The following is a 17,842-nucleotide window of genomic DNA, read 5'->3' as shown; positions in this document are numbered from 1 at the left end:
ACCTATTCCCCTGCTGGCGCCGCCCCATCGTCGCGCGTCGCTGCAACGATAGCCGTCTCGGCACCAATAGCTTGAATCTTGTCTTTAGAGCCCTTGGGAGGCACTACAAATAGCGCCATGACCGCAGTAGTCCAGTTCGCTGCGCCCGGTACCTTTCCTTCGCCTCCAAGCAGATCTGCGACGCGTCCTTCAAAAGTTATGGTGCCACGAGCTTTGGTAACTTTCACATCAGTTTGCTGTTTTAAGCTAACCGCTACAAGGGCTCCCCCATTGGGTAGCGAAAAGGCCATCGGCTCATTCTCCGGAGAGGGAGATAACTTCACGCTTACCTGGCCGTTATCACCGATCTGGTCGCGCAACTGCGACAAGTTCTTCCGCACCGACTCCGCGTACGGGTCGGCCTCGAATTTGCCAGCCGCCTTATCTTTCGGGTTGACCACTACCTTCGAGTACTGGCTGACCAGGTCTGTCGGAGAGATGGCCAGATCCTTCGTATCGTTGGGCAGAATCTGAGTGCCCTTCTTCTCGCCGGTAGTCTCGGGCACAGTCACCCCTGGGAACAGCCGCACCCAATTCCACAACTTGTAGTTCTGGCGGGCGTCTTCCTGGCGCAGCAAGAATATTGCTGCTGACTTGCTTGAGATCGACTGATCCAGAATTGCTCGCGGCCACCCGGCCGACTTAGTAACGGTAAGCGCGGTGGGGGTCATGTCGAGGGCGGGCGGGGCATCTTTCTTCGCAGCGTCGTATTGCGCAGTACGAGTCTGCAATGCCGGCCCGTACACCCTCTCGGCAAGAACCTTTTTGTCCTTCTTCTGGTCTGCCTTGGAGACCGTTTCCTGCACCTTGCTAATCACTTCGCGAACCTGCGTCGCATTCAAGGAGGGCGCGTCGACCTCTTTGGGAGCACTCACGGAAGGTGGACTCGAGGGCGAGCATGCGGTTGCAGTAAGCACCAGGCATCCTGCCAGTGCAGTAGTTAGGAGCGTCTTACGCATTATTTACTGCTCCTTCTTATTCTTCTTGAAATTAAACTTACTCAGATCGATTCTGCTTGAGCCGGACTTTTTTGGTAGCTCGACCACGGGAACTGCTAGTTCCTCTTCTGGATTGTGTCCCTCTGCGGTGGCCTCATTATCTTTTGTCTCGGCCTCCGGAGTAGCTACCGGTTCCGCTTCTTCTGCTTCGGGGGTCAGCTCAGGTTGCTCCGCTTCTTTCAACTGGGATTCGGGACTATCGGCTTCTTCCTTTTGGTCAGCCTGATCCTGCGCCTGGGTTTCAGCTGCGTCCTCTTCGGCAGAATCTTCCTTCTTGGAAACAACGGGAATCAGTCCGGTCGGGAAGGACACCCCGTCCACAACTATCTCTGACTCACCGCGTTCGCGGGCCTGCCGCAACGCCTTCCTACCCGGAGCCTCAATCTTTCGCGAACCAACATTGATAGAAACGGTATCTGTCTTAGGTTCGTTCTTCCCCGTGCCAGAACGCTTGCGGAACGAACGCAACGCAAGCACTGCCGCGAGCGCAGCTAGCAGAAGGAACACTATCCCGGCGCCAACTAGCGGCCACAGCCACGGGGTAGTAACAGTCCTATGCCATGTCAGCTGTACCTTGGCAGGAGCTTCAGGAGAGTAGATGAGGGCGGACCAGGATCCTTCCTTGTTCTGCCACTTCATCTGTGCTTTGCCGTTCTTGGCTTCCTGTTGCACCCACATGTCAGAGTTGGTGGGATCAGGTAGGTCGACGTTCTTGCCTTTTACCTCTTTGGTGTCTAGGGCAGTAAAGGTCTTCAGGCCGTTGATTTCGGTGTAGCCGGACTGCCCTACCCACGCATTCACGTCGCGGGAGCGGCCGACCATTATGGCAACTGCTCCTTTCGAAGTGCTCGCTTGAATATGGACGTCCTTAGCGATCAGCTCAAGCACCCCGGGGCGGGTGACGCCCAACTTCTGCACTGTAGTTGTTGCTGCAACCGTGGGACTTGGCTTCCAAATGGTAGCGCTGGCAATACCGGCAAGGATCAGGCACAGCCCTATTACGCCCAAGATGAGTGCGATGATGTTCCGGCGAAGAATTGCTAGCACGGTTCCCCTCTTTCAGCACCTTTTCGGCACATTTGACAGTCTTACGTTTAAGAATACGTTCTTTTGGCCAATCCGTACTATCTACCCTGCCTTTTGGCACAAATAAGGCCCTTTTGCTCCGGCGAAGGCAAGACCGCGGCCTCGAGCGCGCAGGTTTGTCATGTTGGCCCTTGGGAGAACCGGCCATCACTGCCGACTGCTTTTCTTCGTCCTCTACTTCGGAGCAAATCATGCAACCGAACATGTATGGGCGAACCTTCGGCGTGGAACTTGGTCGAAATAGGAAAATGGTGCGACAATAGGAACGATTTTTGTATGGATGCCCCCGGGCGCTTACGCGCGGCACGCGCGAGGAGGAACACGTGGAAGAGCAGACTGATTTTCCAATTGTGATGCGTGGCTATGACCGCGTGCAAGTGGATACGCAGTTACAGAACCTGAACGCAGAACTGTCTGAACTGCGTGAACGACTCGCAGCAGCTGAGGCCCGAAGCGAGGATCTGTCCGAACAGCTCTCCGATGCTAAAGCGCAGGTGCGTGACATCGATCGCGGTTCGTACGAGGGCGTGGGCGCACGTATTGAGCAGCTTCTTCGCTCGGCCGAGGAGCAGTCCACCGCCATTGTCGGTAAGGCTAATGCGGACGCCGAGGCACTTCTACAGAAGACTCGCGACAACACTTCCCGAATGACTCAGAGGGCGGAAGCCGAAGCAGCGGGAATGCTTTCTGAGGCTCGTCGCGAAGCTGAAGAGCGCACTACTCGTGCGGCAACTGAGGCCGAAACCGTACTGACCAATGCTCAGCACCGCGCAGATGAGCTCGTTGCTGCTGCAGAGCGTGAAGCCTCTTCCCTGCGCGCTGAGGTGAACACTGAAATTGCCGATCTGCGCGCCACTACCCAGCGCGAGACCGAATTGCAGCGGGCCCAGGCTGAAAAAGATTATGTCGAGATGCGCGTGAAGGCCGAACAGGAATCTTCGCAGATGCGCAACGATGCTTCTACCGAAGCCCAGTCGCTGCGCGATTCTGCTCTTTCGGAGACTAACCAGGCACGGGAGGCGGCCAAACTCGAGGCCGAACGTCTACTAACCGACGCGAAGAACGAGGCCGACGCCCTCTTGCGCGAAGCCCGCGTCGAAGCAGAAAACCTGCGCAACCAGATCGAGCAGAACAGGCAGGAGGCGGACACCGAGATCGCCCAGGCTCGTGCCGAGGCCAAGGAAGCTGACGCTGCCGCCCACCAGCAGGCATATGACGAAACCTCTCAGATGGTTGCCGCTGCCAAGGCCCAGGTTGCCGAGGCGGAAAAGCATCTAGGTGACACCCTGCAGCGAGCCGAACGGTTGCTCACCGACACCGACGCGGTGGTTCGCCGTCGTCAGGAAGAGGCTCGCCGTTCCGCTGAGTCGATTATTGCGGCAGCCGAGGCCGAAGCCGAGCAGCTGCGCGAGTCTGCACGTGTCGAGGCCCAGTCCGAACGAGCCTCCGCTCAGCGGACGGTCGAAAAGCTCACCCAGCAGCGCAACTCGGTTGCCGCCTACCTGGAGGAGCTACGTGGCCTGCTAACTACCGAGACCGCTTCTGCACTAGAGGGAATTACCCCCATGCAGGAACGCCCGCTCGCCCTAGACGAGGGCGAAGCGAGCGCTGCAGATCTGCCGTCGGCTTCTCAGGACTAACCGAATACGTGCTTATATAGATCGCCCAGGTGGCGGGCCACAATACTCGGAGCCTCGATAGGCACCAAGTGCCCGCACCTGGGCACTTCTATAACCTGAGTTTGCAGTGCCTCGGCCATGGCTGTCGCCTGCTCGGGGCTCGTGACGGGGTCTTCAATCCCACGAACTACGATGCCTGGGATGTTCGCCCTCTGTAATACGTGTAGTCTTCCCGGCCTACCGGCCATTGCCCGCTGGCACCATGCCACGGCCTCTGCGGGAGCCTCCGATGCCCAGGAGCGAATTATGTGCACGAGCTCCTCGTCCTTCCTGGAGGAGGCGCCTAACAGGTCCCGTGTGCCTTCGGCACGGGCCGGCATATCTGATCCTGCTAGCGCTCTTACCGCAGCTTCTGTGCGTCCAGCTCTAGCGGCAGCGCTGTCGGGGCCGGCATGGGTACCGAACAGCCCGATTGCAGCCACCATTTTAGGGTACCGTTCCAGCATAGTGAGCGCTGTGTAGCCGCCCATCGAGCAGCCGGCTACCAAGACTCTTCTAATGCCTTCACCGCGCAGCTTGTCTACCACCGAAGAAGCATAGGCTTCCAGGGAGGGGGTGACCGGCACCTGATCTCCACTAAACCCCGGTGGGTCAACCGTTACCACGGGCAACCCTTCAAGCTGGGAGGCGACTGCCTCCCACAGGCGGGAATCAAAAGGAAACGGCGGCAGTAGGACGAGAGCGCCCTCGCGCGCCTCGCCATAGGTATGAATAGCGCTCATGACACTAGTCTAGTTGCCGGCCTGCCTTGATCACGGTTCTTGCTGACAAGTTGGTATCCGCCAGGACTAGATCTGCTTGCTTGCCCACTTCTATGCTTCCCACGTGCTTCATTCCCAGCACCTTCGCACCGGAGGTGGCCGCACAGTAGACGGCGTCGAGCAGCGGGATTCCAGCCGTAACCGCGATCTTTACACAGCCCAGCAGGTGAGAGGTGCCGCCGGCCAAAGAGGTGCCGCCGGCCAAGAATGCTTTCCCGTCCCGCACGTCCACCTCTTGCGGGCCGAGCCGGTAGTGCCCGTCTTCCATGCCTGCAGCAGCCATGGAGTCGGTAACGAAAGTGATTGCTTCGCGTCCGACAAGCTCATAAACGTTCCGCACCAACGAGGGCGATACGTGCACTCCATCGCAGATCACCTCTACGATCAGTCTCCCCCGCCGCGCGGCCGCTAATGCCTCCGGGACAGGTCCCGGTTCCCGATGGTGCATAGGAGCCATTCCGTTAAACAGGTGGGTAGCCGTAGGAACGTTGCAGCGGGCATTCCCGCCAGACATCATCTGAGCAGTCTGTTCTACCGCCTCGCGGAATTCTTCGGAGGAAGCATCAGTATGCCCGTAAGACGGAATCACACCCCCGGCTATCAGTGCCGCGGCAATCCCGTCCTCGCCCAAAACACCCGGCTTTTCCGGCGCGATCGTCATGGTTCGAGCCCACCCATTGCAGGCGGCCAGGAGTCCGTTTACAAAGTCAGTGTCGGGCTCGCGAATATAGCGAGGATCCTGCGCGCCGCAGTGTCCTGCAGACACGAAAGGACCTTCAAAATGGATGCCTGCAAGCATCCCCTCTTCGCACAGTTGCGCAAGCAGCTCGGCCTGTTTTAGCAGAACCGGTTCGTCCTGTGTTACCAGCGACCCCACCATGGTAGTAGTGCCGTGGCGCAGATGTTCTGCCGCCGCCCGTTTCGCATCCGAAGCATCGAGGGCGTCCGGGAAGGATGCGCCCCCTCCCCCGTGGCAGTGCACGTCAACTAGGCCCGGCAAAATGTAGTCAGAGTGGGTAGTAATCTTGCCGGTGAATTCGGCTGCGGGCCCCACCCAGGAAATCGTCTCGCCCTCTATCGCGACTACTCCGTTCGCAATTACTTGTTGCTCCGTTACAACTTTTCCCTCGACGGCAAACATTTCTTCCCTTCTAGAACAATCTTGCTTCCACGTCGTCGGTTCCCCGCATGGCTGCATAATCTAACAGCATTGTGGTAATACCGCGGTCCTCGGCCAATACCTTGGCCTGTGGGCGGATTTGCTGGGCAGCAAAAATTCCCTTAATTCCAGCAAATTTGGGGTCTCTTCCGAGCAATTCCAGGTATCGGGTAAGCTGTTCTACCCCGTCCATACCGCCCACACGTTTTACTTCGATCGCCCACGCATTTCCTTCGGGATCGCGGACCATCAGGTCAACCGGTCCGATTGCGGTCGGGTATTCTCTGCGCACCAGCCGCCACCTTTCGCCGAGGATCTGCGGCACCTGCTCCGCCAGCAGTTCCTGCAGATGGGCTTCTACGCCATCCTTGGTAAGACCAGGATCAATGCCGAAGGTTTCTTCGAGGTCGTGCAGTACTTCCCCGATGCGCACTTTCAGCTTGTCGTCGCTCTTTTTGGCCCGCACATCCCAAACCTTGGTGATGCCAGCTTCCCGTTCGCTCTGGTCGGGCTCTATCTCGCGAAGGGTGCAGGGAGCAGCCATCCAATTGAGCGGCTTGTAGGAGCCGCCGTCAGAGTGGACAAGCACAGAGCCGTCGGCCTTGATCATCAAGAGCCGGATTGCCATGGGCAGGTGGGCGTCAAGACGCCCTGAATATTCGACAGAACATGTCGCAACAACGAGTCGCATGAATTCCCTACTGTGCGCGTGGTGGTGCAGCCTCTGACCAGGAGACCAGGCCGTTCAGATCGTCTCGGTCCATAGCCAAATCGAATTTGTGTCCGTCGGCGCGCACATTCGTCAAAAATACTTCTTTGTCATCGCGTTTCCCGATTCGAACGGGTCGCTCGAGCGTCATTGTCCTGCGCCCCCACGATAGATCAGGGCGGTGACGGAACGACACCAGGCGATACCAATCCAGCGAATCGCGCTCATAGACAGCGAAACCGGCCGTCCACCCCGAGGTGATGTCCGGCCGGTAATCGCAATCGAATGATGCGGCATGCATAACGCGGCGCATGCGGAACGCATAAAGTCCAACGACGACAACAATAATCAGACCAATACAGGCAATAACTGCCAGAACGATGGTCAGTGCATTAGTAGTCGTCATGCACTATATGTTAGCTGTTTTAGCTAGTTCTTATCCAGTTCGTCTATAAGTATGGTTACCATGTCGGAATCGACCGAGATCAATCCGCGAAGAACCTTTACTTCTTTGACTAGTGAATCGCCATTTTTCACCCGCACAGTGCCTCTGGCCATTGCTGCCAGTAGGGGCTGCCTACCCGGCAAGATGCCAATCTCGCCGTCAATAGAGGGAGCCGCCACGAGGCTGGCAGTGCCAGACCAGATGGATTCTGTGCGCGATACCACGTTTACGTCTAACATTTATGCCTTCTGCATTTCGTGCCAGTTGCGTTCCAGATCGTCGATGCCGCCGATGTTGAAGAAAGCCTGTTCGGGTACCTTGTCGTAGACACCGTCACAGATGCGCTTGAATGCCTCAACGGTTTCTGCGAGCGGAACCGTAGAGCCTTCTACGCCAGTGAACTTCTCGGCCATGTAGGTGTTCTGCGACAGGAACTGCTCGATACGACGAGCTCTTGCCACAGTAACCTTGTCCTCTTCAGACAGTTCGTCAACGCCCAGGATCGAGATGATGTCCTGCAGTTCCTTGTTCTTCTGCAGAATGGACTTCACCCTGGTGGCAACCTGGTAGTGCTCGTCGCCCACGTAGCGCGGATCCAGGATTCGCGAGGACGAAGCCAACGGATCCACTGCCGGGTACAGACCGCGGGAGGCAACTTCACGAGAAAGCTCAGTAGTAGCATCCAGGTGAGCGAAGGTAGTCGCTGGTGCCGGGTCAGTGTAGTCGTCAGCAGGCACGTAAATTGCCTGCAGCGAGGTAATCGAGTGGCCCCCTGCCGAGGTAATACGTTCCTGCAACTGTCCCATTTCATCAGCCAGGTTGGGCTGGTAGCCCACTGCCGAAGGCATGCGCCCAAGAAGGGTCGATACCTCAGAACCTGCCTGAGTGAAACGGAAGATGTTATCGATGAACAGCAGCACGTCCTGGTTCTTCACATCGCGGAAGTATTCAGCCATGGTCAGACCGGTGAGCGCGATACGAAGACGTACTCCTGGCGGTTCGTCCATCTGACCGAACACGAGTGCTGTCTTGTCGAAGACACCCGCCTCGTCCATTTCGTGAATCAGGTCGTTACCCTCACGGGTACGCTCGCCGACGCCAGCAAATACAGACACGCCGCCATGGTCCTGAGCCACACGCTGAATCATTTCCTGAATCAGAACGGTCTTACCCACACCGGCTCCACCGAACAGACCGATCTTGCCACCCTGCACGTACGGGGTGAGCAGGTCGATAACCTTGATGCCGGTCTCGAACATCTGGGTCTTCGGCTCTAGCTGGTCAAACTTCGGGGGCTGTCTGTGGATTGGCCACCGTTCGGTAACCTCGAGGCTCTCGCCCTTTTCCAGGTTCAAGCATTCACCGATTACGTTGAAGACGTGGCCACGGGTCACGTCGCCCACCGGGACGGTGATTGCTTCGCCGGTGTCGATTACCTTCGCGCCACGCACCAGGCCATCAGTCGGCTTCAGCGCAATAGCGCGCACCAGGTTGTCCCCTAGGTGCTGGGCAACTTCCAGCGTCATCTGGGTGACGCCTTCGCCCTCGCCCTGACCGGATAGGTTTACCTCAACCTTGAGGGCGTTGTACATGTCGGGGATCGCATCCGGCGGGAACTCGATGTCGACAATTGCGCCCGTAACGCGCGCAATGCGGCCGACGCCCGGGACTTTTTCTTCAGTTTCAGTCATTTTTGTGTATTCCCTCTAACTTGCCAGTGCGTCGGCACCGGACACGATTTCGGTAATCTCTTGAGTGATTTCGGTTTGCCTTGCGGCGTTAGCCAGACGAGTGTAGTCGTTGATCAGCTCTTCCGCGTTATCCGAGGCAGTGTGCATTGCTGTCTGCCTGGAAGCCAATTCGGAAGCAGCCGACTGCAAGAGCGCGTGGCGGATTCGCACGCCCACGTACATGGGCAGCACGTAATCCAAGAGCGCATCGGCGGAAGGCTCAAACTCGTACAGGGGCATTGCGTCGCCCTCGGAGTACTTGTTCCACATTTTTTCGGCATCCAGATCGATGACTTCTTCGGAATCAACAACCTTCAGCGGCAGCATCTTGCGCACCTCGGGAACCTGCGAAACCATCGACTTGAAACGCGTGAAGACCATGTAGACCTCGCCCACTCCGCCCTCTTCGGGGCTGGCTAGGAAAGCCTGCTGCAGGGTCTTCGCAATATCGGTGATCGTTTCTTCATCGGGGTTGTCCGAAACACCGGTCCACGACTTCTCAATAGCCCGTTCCCGGAAGCGGAAGTATGACTGCGCCCGCCTACCAGAGGTGTACAGGACCGGCTCTTTGCCTTCTTCCTGCAACTTCTTCAGCAGCTTTTCAGTTTCGCGCAAAATATTTGCCGAATATGCGCCCGCCATACCGCGATCAGAGGTAATAGCAATTACTGCAACCCTATTGGTATCGGTACGTGGCCGCGTGAGCGGGTGATCCATGTCCGAGTGTACCGACACTGCCATGACTGCCTTGGTCACCGCACGCGAGAACGGTTCCGCTTCGTCAGCAGCCTGGCGCGCTTTGCCAATACGAGAAGCAGCGATCAACTCCATGGCGCGGAACACCTTCTTGAGTGTAGCCGTGGAGTTAATCTTGTGCTTATATACGCGTTGCTTGCCGCCCATTAGGACCGCTTTCCGCGCGTAATCTGCTCTTCGGTATGTTCCGCTTCAACTTTGTTATCGGCACCATCAACGTGGGCCGACTCGAAGTTTGCCGCAAAGGTCGAGTGGAATTCTTCGACAGCATCCTTCAGCGAAGCTTCCGTGTCATCTTCTAGCAAGCCTGTGTCGGCGATCGTCTGCAGCACCTGCGAGTGCGAATGCAGATGGTCGATCAGACCTGCCTCGAAGTCCTTGACAGCGGAAACTGGCAGATCGTCTAGGTACCCGTGGGTACCAGCCCAAATGACTGCTACCTGGTCTTCGACCTTCACCGGGCTTGACTGGGGCTGCTTCAGCAATTCCATCAGCCGCTCGCCGCGGGTCAGCTGCTGCCTAGTAGCTTCGTCGAGGTCGGAAGCGAACATAGCGAAAGCAGCCTGGCTACGGTACTGCGCCAGCGTAAGCTTCAGCGTACCGGCAACCTTCTTCATGGCCTTGATCTGGGCGTCACCGCCTACTCGGGACACCGAAATACCCACGTCCACAGCGGGTCGCTGGTTCGAGTTGAACAGATCGGATTGCAGGAAGATCTGCCCGTCAGTAATTGAAATTACGTTGGTCGGAATGTATGCCGAGACGTCATTTGCCTTGGTTTCGATCAAAGGCAGGCCGGTCATCGAGCCGCCGCCGAGTTCGTCAGAGAGCTTGGCGCAACGTTCGAGTAGACGAGAGTGCAAGTAGAACACGTCGCCAGGGTAAGCTTCGCGTCCCGGCGGACGACGCAGCAGAAGCGAGACTGCACGGTAGGCTTCTGCCTGCTTCGACAGGTCATCAAATACGATCAGCACATGCTTGCCCTGGTACATCCAGTGCTGGCCAATTGCCGAACCGGTGTATGGGGCAAGGTACTTGAAACCTGCCGGGTCTGATGCGGGCGAGGCGACGATAGTCGTGTATTCCAGAGCACCGGCCTCTTCCAGAGTGGAACGAACAGAAGCAATGGTAGAGCCCTTCTGCCCGATAGCTACATAAATGCAACGTACCTGCTTCTTCGGGTCACCACTGAGCCAGTTCTCGCGCTGGTTCAAAATCGTATCGATCGCGATCGCGGTCTTACCCGTCTGCCGGTCACCGATGATTAGCTGACGCTGGCCGCGGCCAACCGGGATCATCGAGTCAATTGCCTTCAGACCAGTCTGTAGCGGTTCGTGCACGGACTTACGCATCATCACGCCCGGTGCCTGCAATTCGAGGGCGCGGCGACCTTCAAGGTCGGTGATCTCGCCTAGTCCGTCAATCGGAGCACCCATCGGGTCAACGACGCGGCCGAGGTAGCCGTCGCCTACGCCGACTGAGAGAACCTCACCGGTGCGGAAGACCTGTTGACCTTCTTCAATGCCACCGAAGTCGCCAAGAACCACACAACCGATTTCACGGACGTCGAGGTTCATTGCCAGACCCAGGGTGCCATCTTCAAACCGAAGAAGTTCGTTTGCCATCGTGCCAGGTAGGCCTTCGACGCGTGCAATGCCATCAGCCGTCTGCGTGACGTGACCGACCTCTTCAGTATCTGCCTGAGTTGGTTCGTAGCTGTCAACAAAGCTGTTCAGCGCTTCCCGAATCTTGTCGGGAGCGATGGAAAGTTCAGCCATGAGAATCCTTACTATCTATCTTGTTAGCCGGCCAAACGTTCGCGCGTGCGGGCCAGGGCGTTACGGACAGTGCCGTCGGTAATGTGAGAGGAAGTGTGGATCCGAAGTCCACCAATTAAGGAAGGAACAATCGAGACATTCAAATCCACGTCGCGACCGTAGCGATTACGCAAAATATTGTGCAACCGCTCCAGCTGAGCCGGTTCCAGTTCCTGCGGCGCCTCAACCGTGACCAGCTTTCGATCACGAAGCTGTGAAGCGCGCTGCGCATAGCGCCTCAGGGTAGCTAGCAGTGAGCCCTCCCTGGGGTAGGCGCTCGCCCTCTGCAGTAGCGTGAGGGCCTGTGGGCTAACCGCGTGCGCAAAAAGAGTCTGAACTAGCTGTGCCCGCCTAGAAGCACGGGATTCAGACAAATCGGAAAGCGCATTGCGCAACTCCCGCTCCTTTTGCAACAGCTGGGTGACATTGAACAACTCCTGGGCAACCTGTTCCAGCTTACCCTCGCTAGCAGCCCAGTAGAACTGCCCGTCACTTGCAATGTCCTCCAGAGCATGCGACAGATCGTTCTCGGAGGAGAACCTGCCGCTTACCAATTCATTTAGAATCGCTTGAGCTAACGGATGTGTTTTTTCTGAAAACACATCCTTCGCCAAGGCGACCTTATCTTCAGCTGACCTAGCAGGATCAGTCAGTGCCCGGGCTAAACCGGGGTTCTGCTTCACCAAATCAGCCACGCTAAATAGGTCACTGGCGACGTCCTGCATCTGCTGCCAAGCAGAGGGAACGCCGTCCTTTAGGACCTTGCGTCCTGCTTCACGCGTTGCCGCACTAGATGCGCGCATTACTTCGACTCAGCTCCTTCCGGCGCCGGGCTTGCCTCCAGATCATCAAGGAAGCGATCAATTACACGGGCGGAAAGTTCCCGATCCTTGAGCTGCTCCCCCACAATCTTTTCTGCTAACTGCGCAGCAAGCAGCCCCACATCTGACCGAAGTGAGAGCTGGGCCGATTGCCGTTCTGCTTCAATTTCTCGCGTTGCTGCGGTGCGCACACGCTCCGCTTCCTGCTTTGCTTCTTCGCGGGCACGGGCGACAATATCCTTGCCATCGGCGCGTGCCTTATCGCGAATCTCCTGGGCTTCCTTACGGGCCTCACGCAATTCGCTCTGGGCCTGTTCGTCGGCCTGAGCGACCTGCTGCTTAGCCTTTTCGGCTAGAGTCAGCCCCTCTTGGATCTTGCGGGTCCGCTCATCGACCATCTTATTGAAGGCCGGGAGGGCGAACTTGCCCAGGACGAGCGCAACCACGACCAAGACGACTGCCGACCAAAAAATGTCGAAGGTCTCGGGTAGAAGCGGGTTGCGTTGTGTCTCTGCAGCAACCTGTAGTACTGCGGAATACATGCTTATACGTTCGCCCAGAGAATGCCTGCTACGATGCCAAGCAGACCGAGCGCCTCAACGAATGCGACGCCGATGAACATGTTGGTGGTTAGCCTACCGGCAACTTCGGGCTGACGAGCGATGGATTCCTGAGTCTTTCCTACCAGCAAGCCGATGCCGATGCCGGGGCCTATGGTCGCAAGACCGTAACCGATGGTTGCTAGTACTGCTGCGCTACCAGTCATTGGTGTGTTCCTTTTCTTTATTTAGTTTCCGAATGCGGATGCCTTCGGATATCAGTGCGAGTGCACTGAAAGATCAATGTACACGGCAGTTAGAATGCCGAAGATGTATGCCTGCAAAAATGCAACAACCATTTCAAACAGAGTCACGAAAATGGCGCCTAAGAAGGTCAAGATACCTACTGCCCTCAGCGGACCTTGCATGTAAAGCAGCAGGAAGTTAGTTCCTGCCAGGCAGAGGGCCAGCATAAAGTGACCAGAGATCATGTTTGCCATAAGACGGACAAACAGGGTGAACGGCCTGATGATGAAGGTCGAAAGCGCTTCGATCGGAGTGAGGATGAGGTAGATAGGCTTAGGCACTCCCGGCGGGAATAGCGCTGATTTGAAAAATCCTCCAACTCCCTGCTCGCGAATGCCGGCCCAAATGAACGCCACCCAAGCGACAATAGCCATGAGAATTGGCAAACCAGCAACTGAGGTTCCGGCCAAGTTCAAACCGGGAATGATCCCGGCAAAGTTCATGAACAGGGCGGTGAAAAATACAACCGCTACTACGCCGTTGTACTTAGCTGCCATTGTCTTTCCCATTGCCTGCTCCGAGATCGAGGTGCGCACGAAGTCGAAGAGCAACTCCATAGTGGCCTGGGCCCTGCCCGGCACCAGCCTTGCACGGCGAGCGTAGACCAGGAGCAGAATCACCATGATCGCCAACATGACCAACCTGATGACCATGACACGGTTCATTGCAAAAGGAGTTCCCTCAAATGCAAAAACCGGGGGGAAGAAATCATCTAGTGATGGGGTATGAAACTCCCCGCTAGTGTGCACTACCGCATTGCCAACCGCCAGCGCTCTTAGCACCAGGGCACCTCCTGCTTCTTTAATGGAGCCATCAACCTAAAGATAGCCATCACCTGATAAAGGGTACAACAAACCCTCATGTTTCGGTCACTACCGATCCTCGCCCTCCAAAGTAGGGGCGAGCTGTGCTTTTGGATCGACGTAGGCGATGCGCGAACGAACCAAGGCTACAGTTTCAGCAAACATTGTGACGACAATCATAACAGTGAGTGTGATTCCCAATACCACCGTGTCAATGCAAACAAATCTTCTAGATAAACACAAGCCAACTGCCAGAGCAACTAACTTGAGGAGCATTCCCCCACCCAGAGCTGGCGCAATGTAGTCCGGATATTTCACGCCGTAGTAGTTGACCGCCATGGTCGCCAAACACAACACCGCCCCTATGGCGGCCGCAACCAATGCTGCAATAAGCCCCGGCCGCCCTCGCCAGACCTGTCCGCCTATGAGGCCAAGGATGCTCGTAGCGAGGTAAGAAACCAGGACTGCTTTGCGCGCTGCAGCCATTGCTCGGCGAACTTGTTCCATTAGTGCCTCTGCCTCTTTCGAAAAATTGATTGGTGTACAGACGGTACTGATAAGACGGTAATAACCACGACCACAACTAAACCGATGGCGAGCCCAATGCCCACATGTATGGGTTCAAATACTACAAGGGCCGCTGCCCCCAATGCGACATAAGCTGCCCACAGATACATGATTAAGACAGCGGTAACCACCGAATAGCCAAGGTTCAATAGGCGGTGGTGAAGATGCATTCTATCTGGGTGAAATGGCGAATGCCCTGCCCGCATGCGACGCACCACTGCCATCGTCATATCTGTTAGCGGCAGTATCAGCACCGCAATCGGCAGCAATATCGGTAGCAGCGAAGGAAACATCTCTGATCCGGCGAACATTGCAGGATCTACCTGCCCCGTAACCAGGATTGACACTCCTGCGGACAGTAGTCCCAGCAGCATTGCTCCGGTATCACCCATAAAGATTGTGGCCGGGTGGAAATTGTGCGGCAAGAATCCTGCACAGATACCCACCAACATGATCACTACGGCTGCGGCCAATGACGCATAAGACTGAGCATTCGTGAGGCGAACCAGCATGTAGGAATAGACAAAGAATCCCATCGCTCCAATGGCAATACAGCCGGCTGCTAGCCCGTCTAGCCCATCAACAAAATTGACCGCATTGATACAGGCCACTACTACCAGCACAGTTACGGCAATAGAGAGTTTTGAAGAGCCGATCGTGAGGCCAAAGATTGGGAAACTAACGAGCTGCACTCCACCCCAAGCCATGCCTCCTGCAATCAGGATTTGCCCGGCTAGTTTGGTCCACCATTCCAAATCCCACAGGTCGTCCAAGAATCCCAGAAGGCAGATTCCCACAGCACCCGCAAGAAGCGACCACGGTTGCGGATCGGCAAACAGTCGGGAAAAGTAAGAAGTCCTGGAAGCGAGCACCATGGCCACCGCAAATCCGCCAAGCATCGCTACTCCCCCAAGTCTGGGGGTTGGGACGGTATGCACATCCCGCTTACGCACAGGCGTCAGGGCGTGAGCTGCCAGGGCGAGTTGTCTAACCACCGGGGTGAGTAAGTAGGTAACGGAGCCAGCTATGAGGGCGAGCAGGAGGTAGAGTTTCACGCACTCTCCCAGACCCGCGCGAGCTCTTCTTCAGGGATTACCCCCTGCCGCAAGATCACCATCTCTTCGCCGCGTTGGGAGACAATTGTAGAGGGCACCGGACCGGGGGTTGGCCCCTCGTCTACATAGATAGCCACTTCTTCGCCGAAGTATCCCTGTGCATCGGATACGTTCTGAGCCGGATCGTCTCCGTGCAGATTTGCGGAGGTCACAGCAAGCGGACCAGTTAGCTTCAATAGCTCCCTAGTTTGTGCCAGACCCGGAACCCTAACAGCAACTGTGCCGCCCTTCGCCTCAGTATCCCATCCGAGGTTCTTGCCCGCGGGCAGAATCAATGTGAGCGCGCCAGGCCAAAAAGCCCTTGCCAATGCCATCATTTTGGGCGACATAGATGCGGCCACCAGTTTCCAGTCCTCCAAAGCAGACACCAACACCGGCGGAGGCATCTGCCCGGTCCTACCCTTAGCAGCTAATAGTTTGGAGACAGCCTGCGCATTTCGCGGATCTGCCCCGATTCCATACACAGTGTCAGTGGGAATAACAACTAGCTCGCCCTTCTGGGCTGCCTCTTGCAACGGCTGGGCGGCTTCGGAAGCTGGATACACATTCATGTCCCCCATTTTAGGGCGACGAGCAAATAGATAACGATCTCGACCAGTAAGATCCTTCATGATACACGGCTGCACATACCCCATCTTCCGAGCGTGCGCGCACAAATCCGCCCCCTGCGAGGGCGCGTGTTCCATCACCAACACACCCCCGTCGCGCAACAAACGTGCAGCTCGGTCGATAATCTGGCAGGGGATCTCGAGCCCATTGCTTCCGCCTCCATACAGAGCACTAGGAGGGTCACAGAGCGCTTCTGCTTGTGCCACGTCCCCTTCGGGCACGTACGGCGGATTGGAAACCACCACATCTATTGACCCGTCCAAATTCCGCATAGTTTCCGCACTGGTGGCATCCGCGCACACGAGCTCCACCTGCAATCCCTGCAGGTTCTCTTTGGCAAGCGCGTAAGCCTTCGGGTCCATCTCGACGGCCCACACCTTAGCGCCCGGGATCTCGTCGGCCACCGCACCGGCTATGGCCCCCGAGCCGGCACAAAGATCCACCACACGCACAGCACCTTCACGGTATCCGAGAGGGCGAGCAACTTCGCGAGCTGCAGCGATTGCGCTCTCGGCAACCATCTCAGTTTCAGGACGCACTATGAACACGCCCTCGGCAGCCTTTAACGTCCGCCGCCGAAAATACATCTTTCCAGTCAAATATTGCAGCGGTATACGACTAGCGCGTTTGCCTACCAAGGTGAAAAACTCGCGTTCCTGGGCAGGACTAAGAGTAGCCGGAGCCGTAAAAATTTCGCCCACTATGGATTCCATTAGCTCTTTCGCATCTGGAGTAGGCGAATCTACTCCGGCCTCGGCAAGAATATAGGCGCCTTGCCGAATAGCTCCCCTTACAGAGCTCATTCCTGACCTGTGGCCTTGGCCAACTGGTGTTCCTCGTCCAGCTTGATAGCCGAATCAATCACGGGCTGCAGTTCTCCGCCCAGGACGATGTCAAGATTGAATGCCTTGTAGCCAGTACGGTGATCAGCAATGCGATTTTCGGGGAAGTTATAGGTGCGAATGCGTTCTGAACGATCCACAGTTCGCACCTGCGAATGGCGCGCCTCCGCTTCCTCAGCCTCGCGCTTGCGACGTTCTTCCTCGGCTAGTCTCGAACGCAAAACGCGCATCGCAGCCTCACGGTTCTGGATCTGCGATTTTTCGTTCTGCATAGACACCACGATGCCAGTGGGCAAGTGAGTAATACGCACCGCCGAGTCTGTAGTGTTCACCGACTGGCCGCCAGGACCAGAGGAACGGAACACATCCACCCGGATGTCATTCGGGCCAATCTCGACCTCTCCCTCATCCTCAACTTCCGGCATAACGTACACGCCGGCAGCAGAAGTATGAATACGCCCCTGCGTTTCGGTAACAGGAACGCGCTGGACGCGGTGCACGCCGCCCTCGTACTTCATGGACGCCCACACGCCCTCTTCCGGAGAAGGATTACCCTTTGCCCGGATAGAGATCTGTGCATCCTTCACGCCACCCAAATCGGTTTCGTTCATGTCCATCACATTGAACGACCAACCACGCTTTTCGCTGTACCGCTGGTACATCCGCAGCAGGTCCCCCGCGAAGAGGGCGGACTCTTCACCGCCAGCACCGGCCTTGATCTCCATAAGTACATCGGAGGCATCCTCAGGATCACGTGGAGCAAGTACTGAGAGCATCTTTTGGTGGGCAGCACTCACCTCAGACTCGAGCCGCTCTGCTTCCTTAGCGAACTCGGAATCTACCTCAGCAAGTTCCTTCGCAGCATCCAAGTCATCACTAAGCTTCTGCCACGACCGGATTGACTCTGCCTGCCGCTTCAGTTCCGAATAACGCCTACCAACCTTACGTGCCTGAACCTGATCCGACAGCACCGCCGGATCCGACATCTTCTTTTCAACCTCTGCCAGGTCGGCAAAAATCTTCTCGCCTGCGTCAAAACTTGCGCTCATTACCGCTTTCCT

The 17,842-nt window shown here is 56.7% G+C and carries 19 protein-coding genes; 1 reads left to right on the top strand and 18 read right to left on the bottom strand.

The annotated features are described in order from the left end of the window. Positions 1-2 precede the first annotated feature (2 nt). Together AC1EKG_RS03915 and AC1EKG_RS03910 are read right to left on the bottom strand one after the other, a co-directional pair. Complete coding sequence (locus tag AC1EKG_RS03915) at positions 3-998, bottom strand: DUF8094 domain-containing protein (protein WP_004806138.1); 996 nt, start codon at positions 996-998, stop codon at positions 3-5. A 3-nt stretch (positions 999-1,001) separates the two neighbouring features. Then, positions 1,002-2,084 carry a hypothetical protein gene (locus AC1EKG_RS03910; RefSeq protein WP_004806136.1) on the bottom strand — a complete coding sequence of 361 codons (1,083 nt, stop codon included), beginning with the start codon at positions 2,082-2,084 and terminating at the stop codon, positions 1,002-1,004. Positions 2,085-2,476: 392 nt separating this feature from the next. Between AC1EKG_RS03910 and AC1EKG_RS03905 the strand changes: the two genes are divergently transcribed. Beyond that, a complete protein-coding gene (locus AC1EKG_RS03905) occupies positions 2,477-3,763 on the top strand; it encodes a coiled-coil domain-containing protein (RefSeq protein WP_040315013.1) in 1,287 nt (428 codons plus the stop codon). Here the strand turns inward: AC1EKG_RS03905 and AC1EKG_RS03900 are convergent. The 16 genes from AC1EKG_RS03900 to prfA form a co-directional block, all read right to left on the bottom strand. Next, positions 3,760-4,524, bottom strand: a complete 765-nt coding sequence (locus AC1EKG_RS03900) for an alpha/beta fold hydrolase (RefSeq protein WP_004806132.1) — start codon at positions 4,522-4,524, stop codon at positions 3,760-3,762. The genes AC1EKG_RS03905 and AC1EKG_RS03900 overlap by 4 nt on opposite strands. 4 nt (positions 4,525-4,528) lie before the next feature. Further along, positions 4,529-5,704 carry an N-acetylglucosamine-6-phosphate deacetylase gene (locus AC1EKG_RS03895; protein WP_004806131.1) on the bottom strand — a complete coding sequence of 392 codons (1,176 nt, stop codon included), beginning with the start codon at positions 5,702-5,704 and terminating at the stop codon, positions 4,529-4,531. Between the two features lie 10 nt (positions 5,705-5,714). Beyond that, positions 5,715-6,413, bottom strand: coding sequence for an endonuclease NucS (gene nucS / locus AC1EKG_RS03890; protein ID WP_004806129.1), 699 nt, complete (start codon positions 6,411-6,413; stop codon positions 5,715-5,717). Positions 6,414-6,420: 7 nt separating this feature from the next. After that, on the bottom strand, positions 6,421-6,837 hold the full coding sequence (locus AC1EKG_RS03885; RefSeq protein ID WP_004806127.1) for a DUF2550 family protein: 417 nt from the start codon (positions 6,835-6,837) through the stop codon (positions 6,421-6,423). A 23-nt stretch (positions 6,838-6,860) separates the two neighbouring features. Beyond that, complete coding sequence (locus AC1EKG_RS03880) at positions 6,861-7,115, bottom strand: hypothetical protein (RefSeq protein WP_004806125.1); 255 nt, start codon at positions 7,113-7,115, stop codon at positions 6,861-6,863. Continuing rightward, on the bottom strand, positions 7,116-8,567 hold the full coding sequence (gene atpD, locus AC1EKG_RS03875) for a F0F1 ATP synthase subunit beta (protein ID WP_278614156.1): 1,452 nt from the start codon (positions 8,565-8,567) through the stop codon (positions 7,116-7,118). 15 nt (positions 8,568-8,582) lie between these two features. Then, entirely contained in the window at positions 8,583-9,509 is a 927-nt protein-coding gene (locus AC1EKG_RS03870; protein ID WP_004806122.1) for a F0F1 ATP synthase subunit gamma, read from the bottom strand. Beyond that, positions 9,509-11,140, bottom strand: coding sequence for a F0F1 ATP synthase subunit alpha (atpA, locus tag AC1EKG_RS03865; RefSeq protein WP_004806119.1), 1,632 nt, complete (start codon positions 11,138-11,140; stop codon positions 9,509-9,511). The genes AC1EKG_RS03870 and atpA overlap by 1 nt, the downstream gene beginning before the upstream one ends. A 23-nt stretch (positions 11,141-11,163) precedes the next feature. After that, positions 11,164-11,982: a F0F1 ATP synthase subunit delta gene (locus AC1EKG_RS03860; RefSeq protein WP_481067750.1), complete on the bottom strand. Its 819-nt coding sequence runs from the start codon at positions 11,980-11,982 to the stop codon at positions 11,164-11,166. Continuing rightward, complete coding sequence (locus AC1EKG_RS03855; protein ID WP_004806115.1) at positions 11,982-12,542, bottom strand: F0F1 ATP synthase subunit B; 561 nt, start codon at positions 12,540-12,542, stop codon at positions 11,982-11,984. The genes AC1EKG_RS03860 and AC1EKG_RS03855 overlap by 1 nt, the downstream gene beginning before the upstream one ends. A gap of 2 nt (positions 12,543-12,544) precedes the next feature. Further along, positions 12,545-12,766 (bottom strand): ATP synthase F0 subunit C, encoded by a 222-nt coding sequence (gene atpE, locus AC1EKG_RS03850; RefSeq protein ID WP_004806111.1) that lies wholly within the window; start codon positions 12,764-12,766, stop codon positions 12,545-12,547. Positions 12,767-12,817: 51 nt separating this feature from the next. Then, the gene (gene atpB / locus AC1EKG_RS03845) at positions 12,818-13,627 is read right to left on the bottom strand and encodes a F0F1 ATP synthase subunit A (protein ID WP_004806108.1); all 810 of its coding nucleotides are present in this window, start codon (positions 13,625-13,627) and stop codon (positions 12,818-12,820) included. 90 nt (positions 13,628-13,717) lie between these two features. Further along, positions 13,718-14,155 (bottom strand): Cg1360 family ATP-synthase-associated protein, encoded by a 438-nt coding sequence (locus tag AC1EKG_RS03840; RefSeq protein ID WP_004806106.1) that lies wholly within the window; start codon positions 14,153-14,155, stop codon positions 13,718-13,720. Continuing rightward, positions 14,155-15,270 carry an MraY family glycosyltransferase gene (locus AC1EKG_RS03835; protein WP_004806104.1) on the bottom strand — a complete coding sequence of 372 codons (1,116 nt, stop codon included), beginning with the start codon at positions 15,268-15,270 and terminating at the stop codon, positions 14,155-14,157. Before AC1EKG_RS03835 ends, AC1EKG_RS03840 begins: the two co-directional genes overlap by 1 nt. Continuing rightward, on the bottom strand, positions 15,267-16,742 hold the full coding sequence (gene prmC / locus AC1EKG_RS03830) for a peptide chain release factor N(5)-glutamine methyltransferase (RefSeq protein ID WP_004806102.1): 1,476 nt from the start codon (positions 16,740-16,742) through the stop codon (positions 15,267-15,269). Before prmC ends, AC1EKG_RS03835 begins: the two co-directional genes overlap by 4 nt. Beyond that, complete coding sequence (gene prfA, locus AC1EKG_RS03825) at positions 16,739-17,830, bottom strand: peptide chain release factor 1 (protein WP_481067749.1); 1,092 nt, start codon at positions 17,828-17,830, stop codon at positions 16,739-16,741. The genes prmC and prfA overlap by 4 nt, the downstream gene beginning before the upstream one ends. Between the last annotated feature and the right edge of the window lie 12 nt (positions 17,831-17,842).

This window comes from Winkia sp. C0117E2 (assembly GCF_056590455.1).
This window is presented reverse-complemented; position numbering and strand designations above follow the sequence as displayed.

Excerpts from the sequence above, each read along its gene's own strand:
- AC1EKG_RS03840 (WP_004806106.1), bottom strand. The coding sequence starts at position 14,155 with ATGGAACAAGTTCGCCGAGCAATGGCTGCAGCGCGCAAAGCAGTCCTG.
- atpE (WP_004806111.1), bottom strand. The coding sequence starts at position 12,766 with ATGACTGGTAGCGCAGCAGTACTAGCAACCATCGGTTACGGTCTTGCG.
- atpA (WP_004806119.1), bottom strand. The coding sequence starts at position 11,140 with ATGGCTGAACTTTCCATCGCTCCCGACAAGATTCGGGAAGCGCTGAAC.
- nucS (WP_004806129.1), bottom strand. The coding sequence starts at position 6,413 with ATGCGACTCGTTGTTGCGACATGTTCTGTCGAATATTCAGGGCGTCTT.
- AC1EKG_RS03870 (WP_004806122.1), bottom strand. The coding sequence starts at position 9,509 with ATGGGCGGCAAGCAACGCGTATATAAGCACAAGATTAACTCCACGGCT.
- AC1EKG_RS03860 (WP_481067750.1), bottom strand. The coding sequence starts at position 11,982 with ATGCGCGCATCTAGTGCGGCAACGCGTGAAGCAGGACGCAAGGTCCTA.
- AC1EKG_RS03895 (WP_004806131.1), bottom strand. The coding sequence starts at position 5,704 with ATGTTTGCCGTCGAGGGAAAAGTTGTAACGGAGCAACAAGTAATTGCG.
- AC1EKG_RS03885 (WP_004806127.1), bottom strand. The coding sequence starts at position 6,837 with ATGACGACTACTAATGCACTGACCATCGTTCTGGCAGTTATTGCCTGT.
- AC1EKG_RS03900 (WP_004806132.1), bottom strand. The coding sequence starts at position 4,524 with ATGAGCGCTATTCATACCTATGGCGAGGCGCGCGAGGGCGCTCTCGTC.
- AC1EKG_RS03855 (WP_004806115.1), bottom strand. The coding sequence starts at position 12,542 with ATGTATTCCGCAGTACTACAGGTTGCTGCAGAGACACAACGCAACCCG.
- prfA (WP_481067749.1), bottom strand. The coding sequence starts at position 17,830 with ATGAGCGCAAGTTTTGACGCAGGCGAGAAGATTTTTGCCGACCTGGCA.
- AC1EKG_RS03905 (WP_040315013.1), top strand. The coding sequence starts at position 2,477 with ATGCGTGGCTATGACCGCGTGCAAGTGGATACGCAGTTACAGAACCTG.
- AC1EKG_RS03915 (WP_004806138.1), bottom strand. The coding sequence starts at position 998 with ATGCGTAAGACGCTCCTAACTACTGCACTGGCAGGATGCCTGGTGCTT.
- AC1EKG_RS03880 (WP_004806125.1), bottom strand. The coding sequence starts at position 7,115 with ATGTTAGACGTAAACGTGGTATCGCGCACAGAATCCATCTGGTCTGGC.
- prmC (WP_004806102.1), bottom strand. The coding sequence starts at position 16,742 with ATGAGCTCTGTAAGGGGAGCTATTCGGCAAGGCGCCTATATTCTTGCC.
- atpD (WP_278614156.1), bottom strand. The coding sequence starts at position 8,567 with ATGACTGAAACTGAAGAAAAAGTCCCGGGCGTCGGCCGCATTGCGCGC.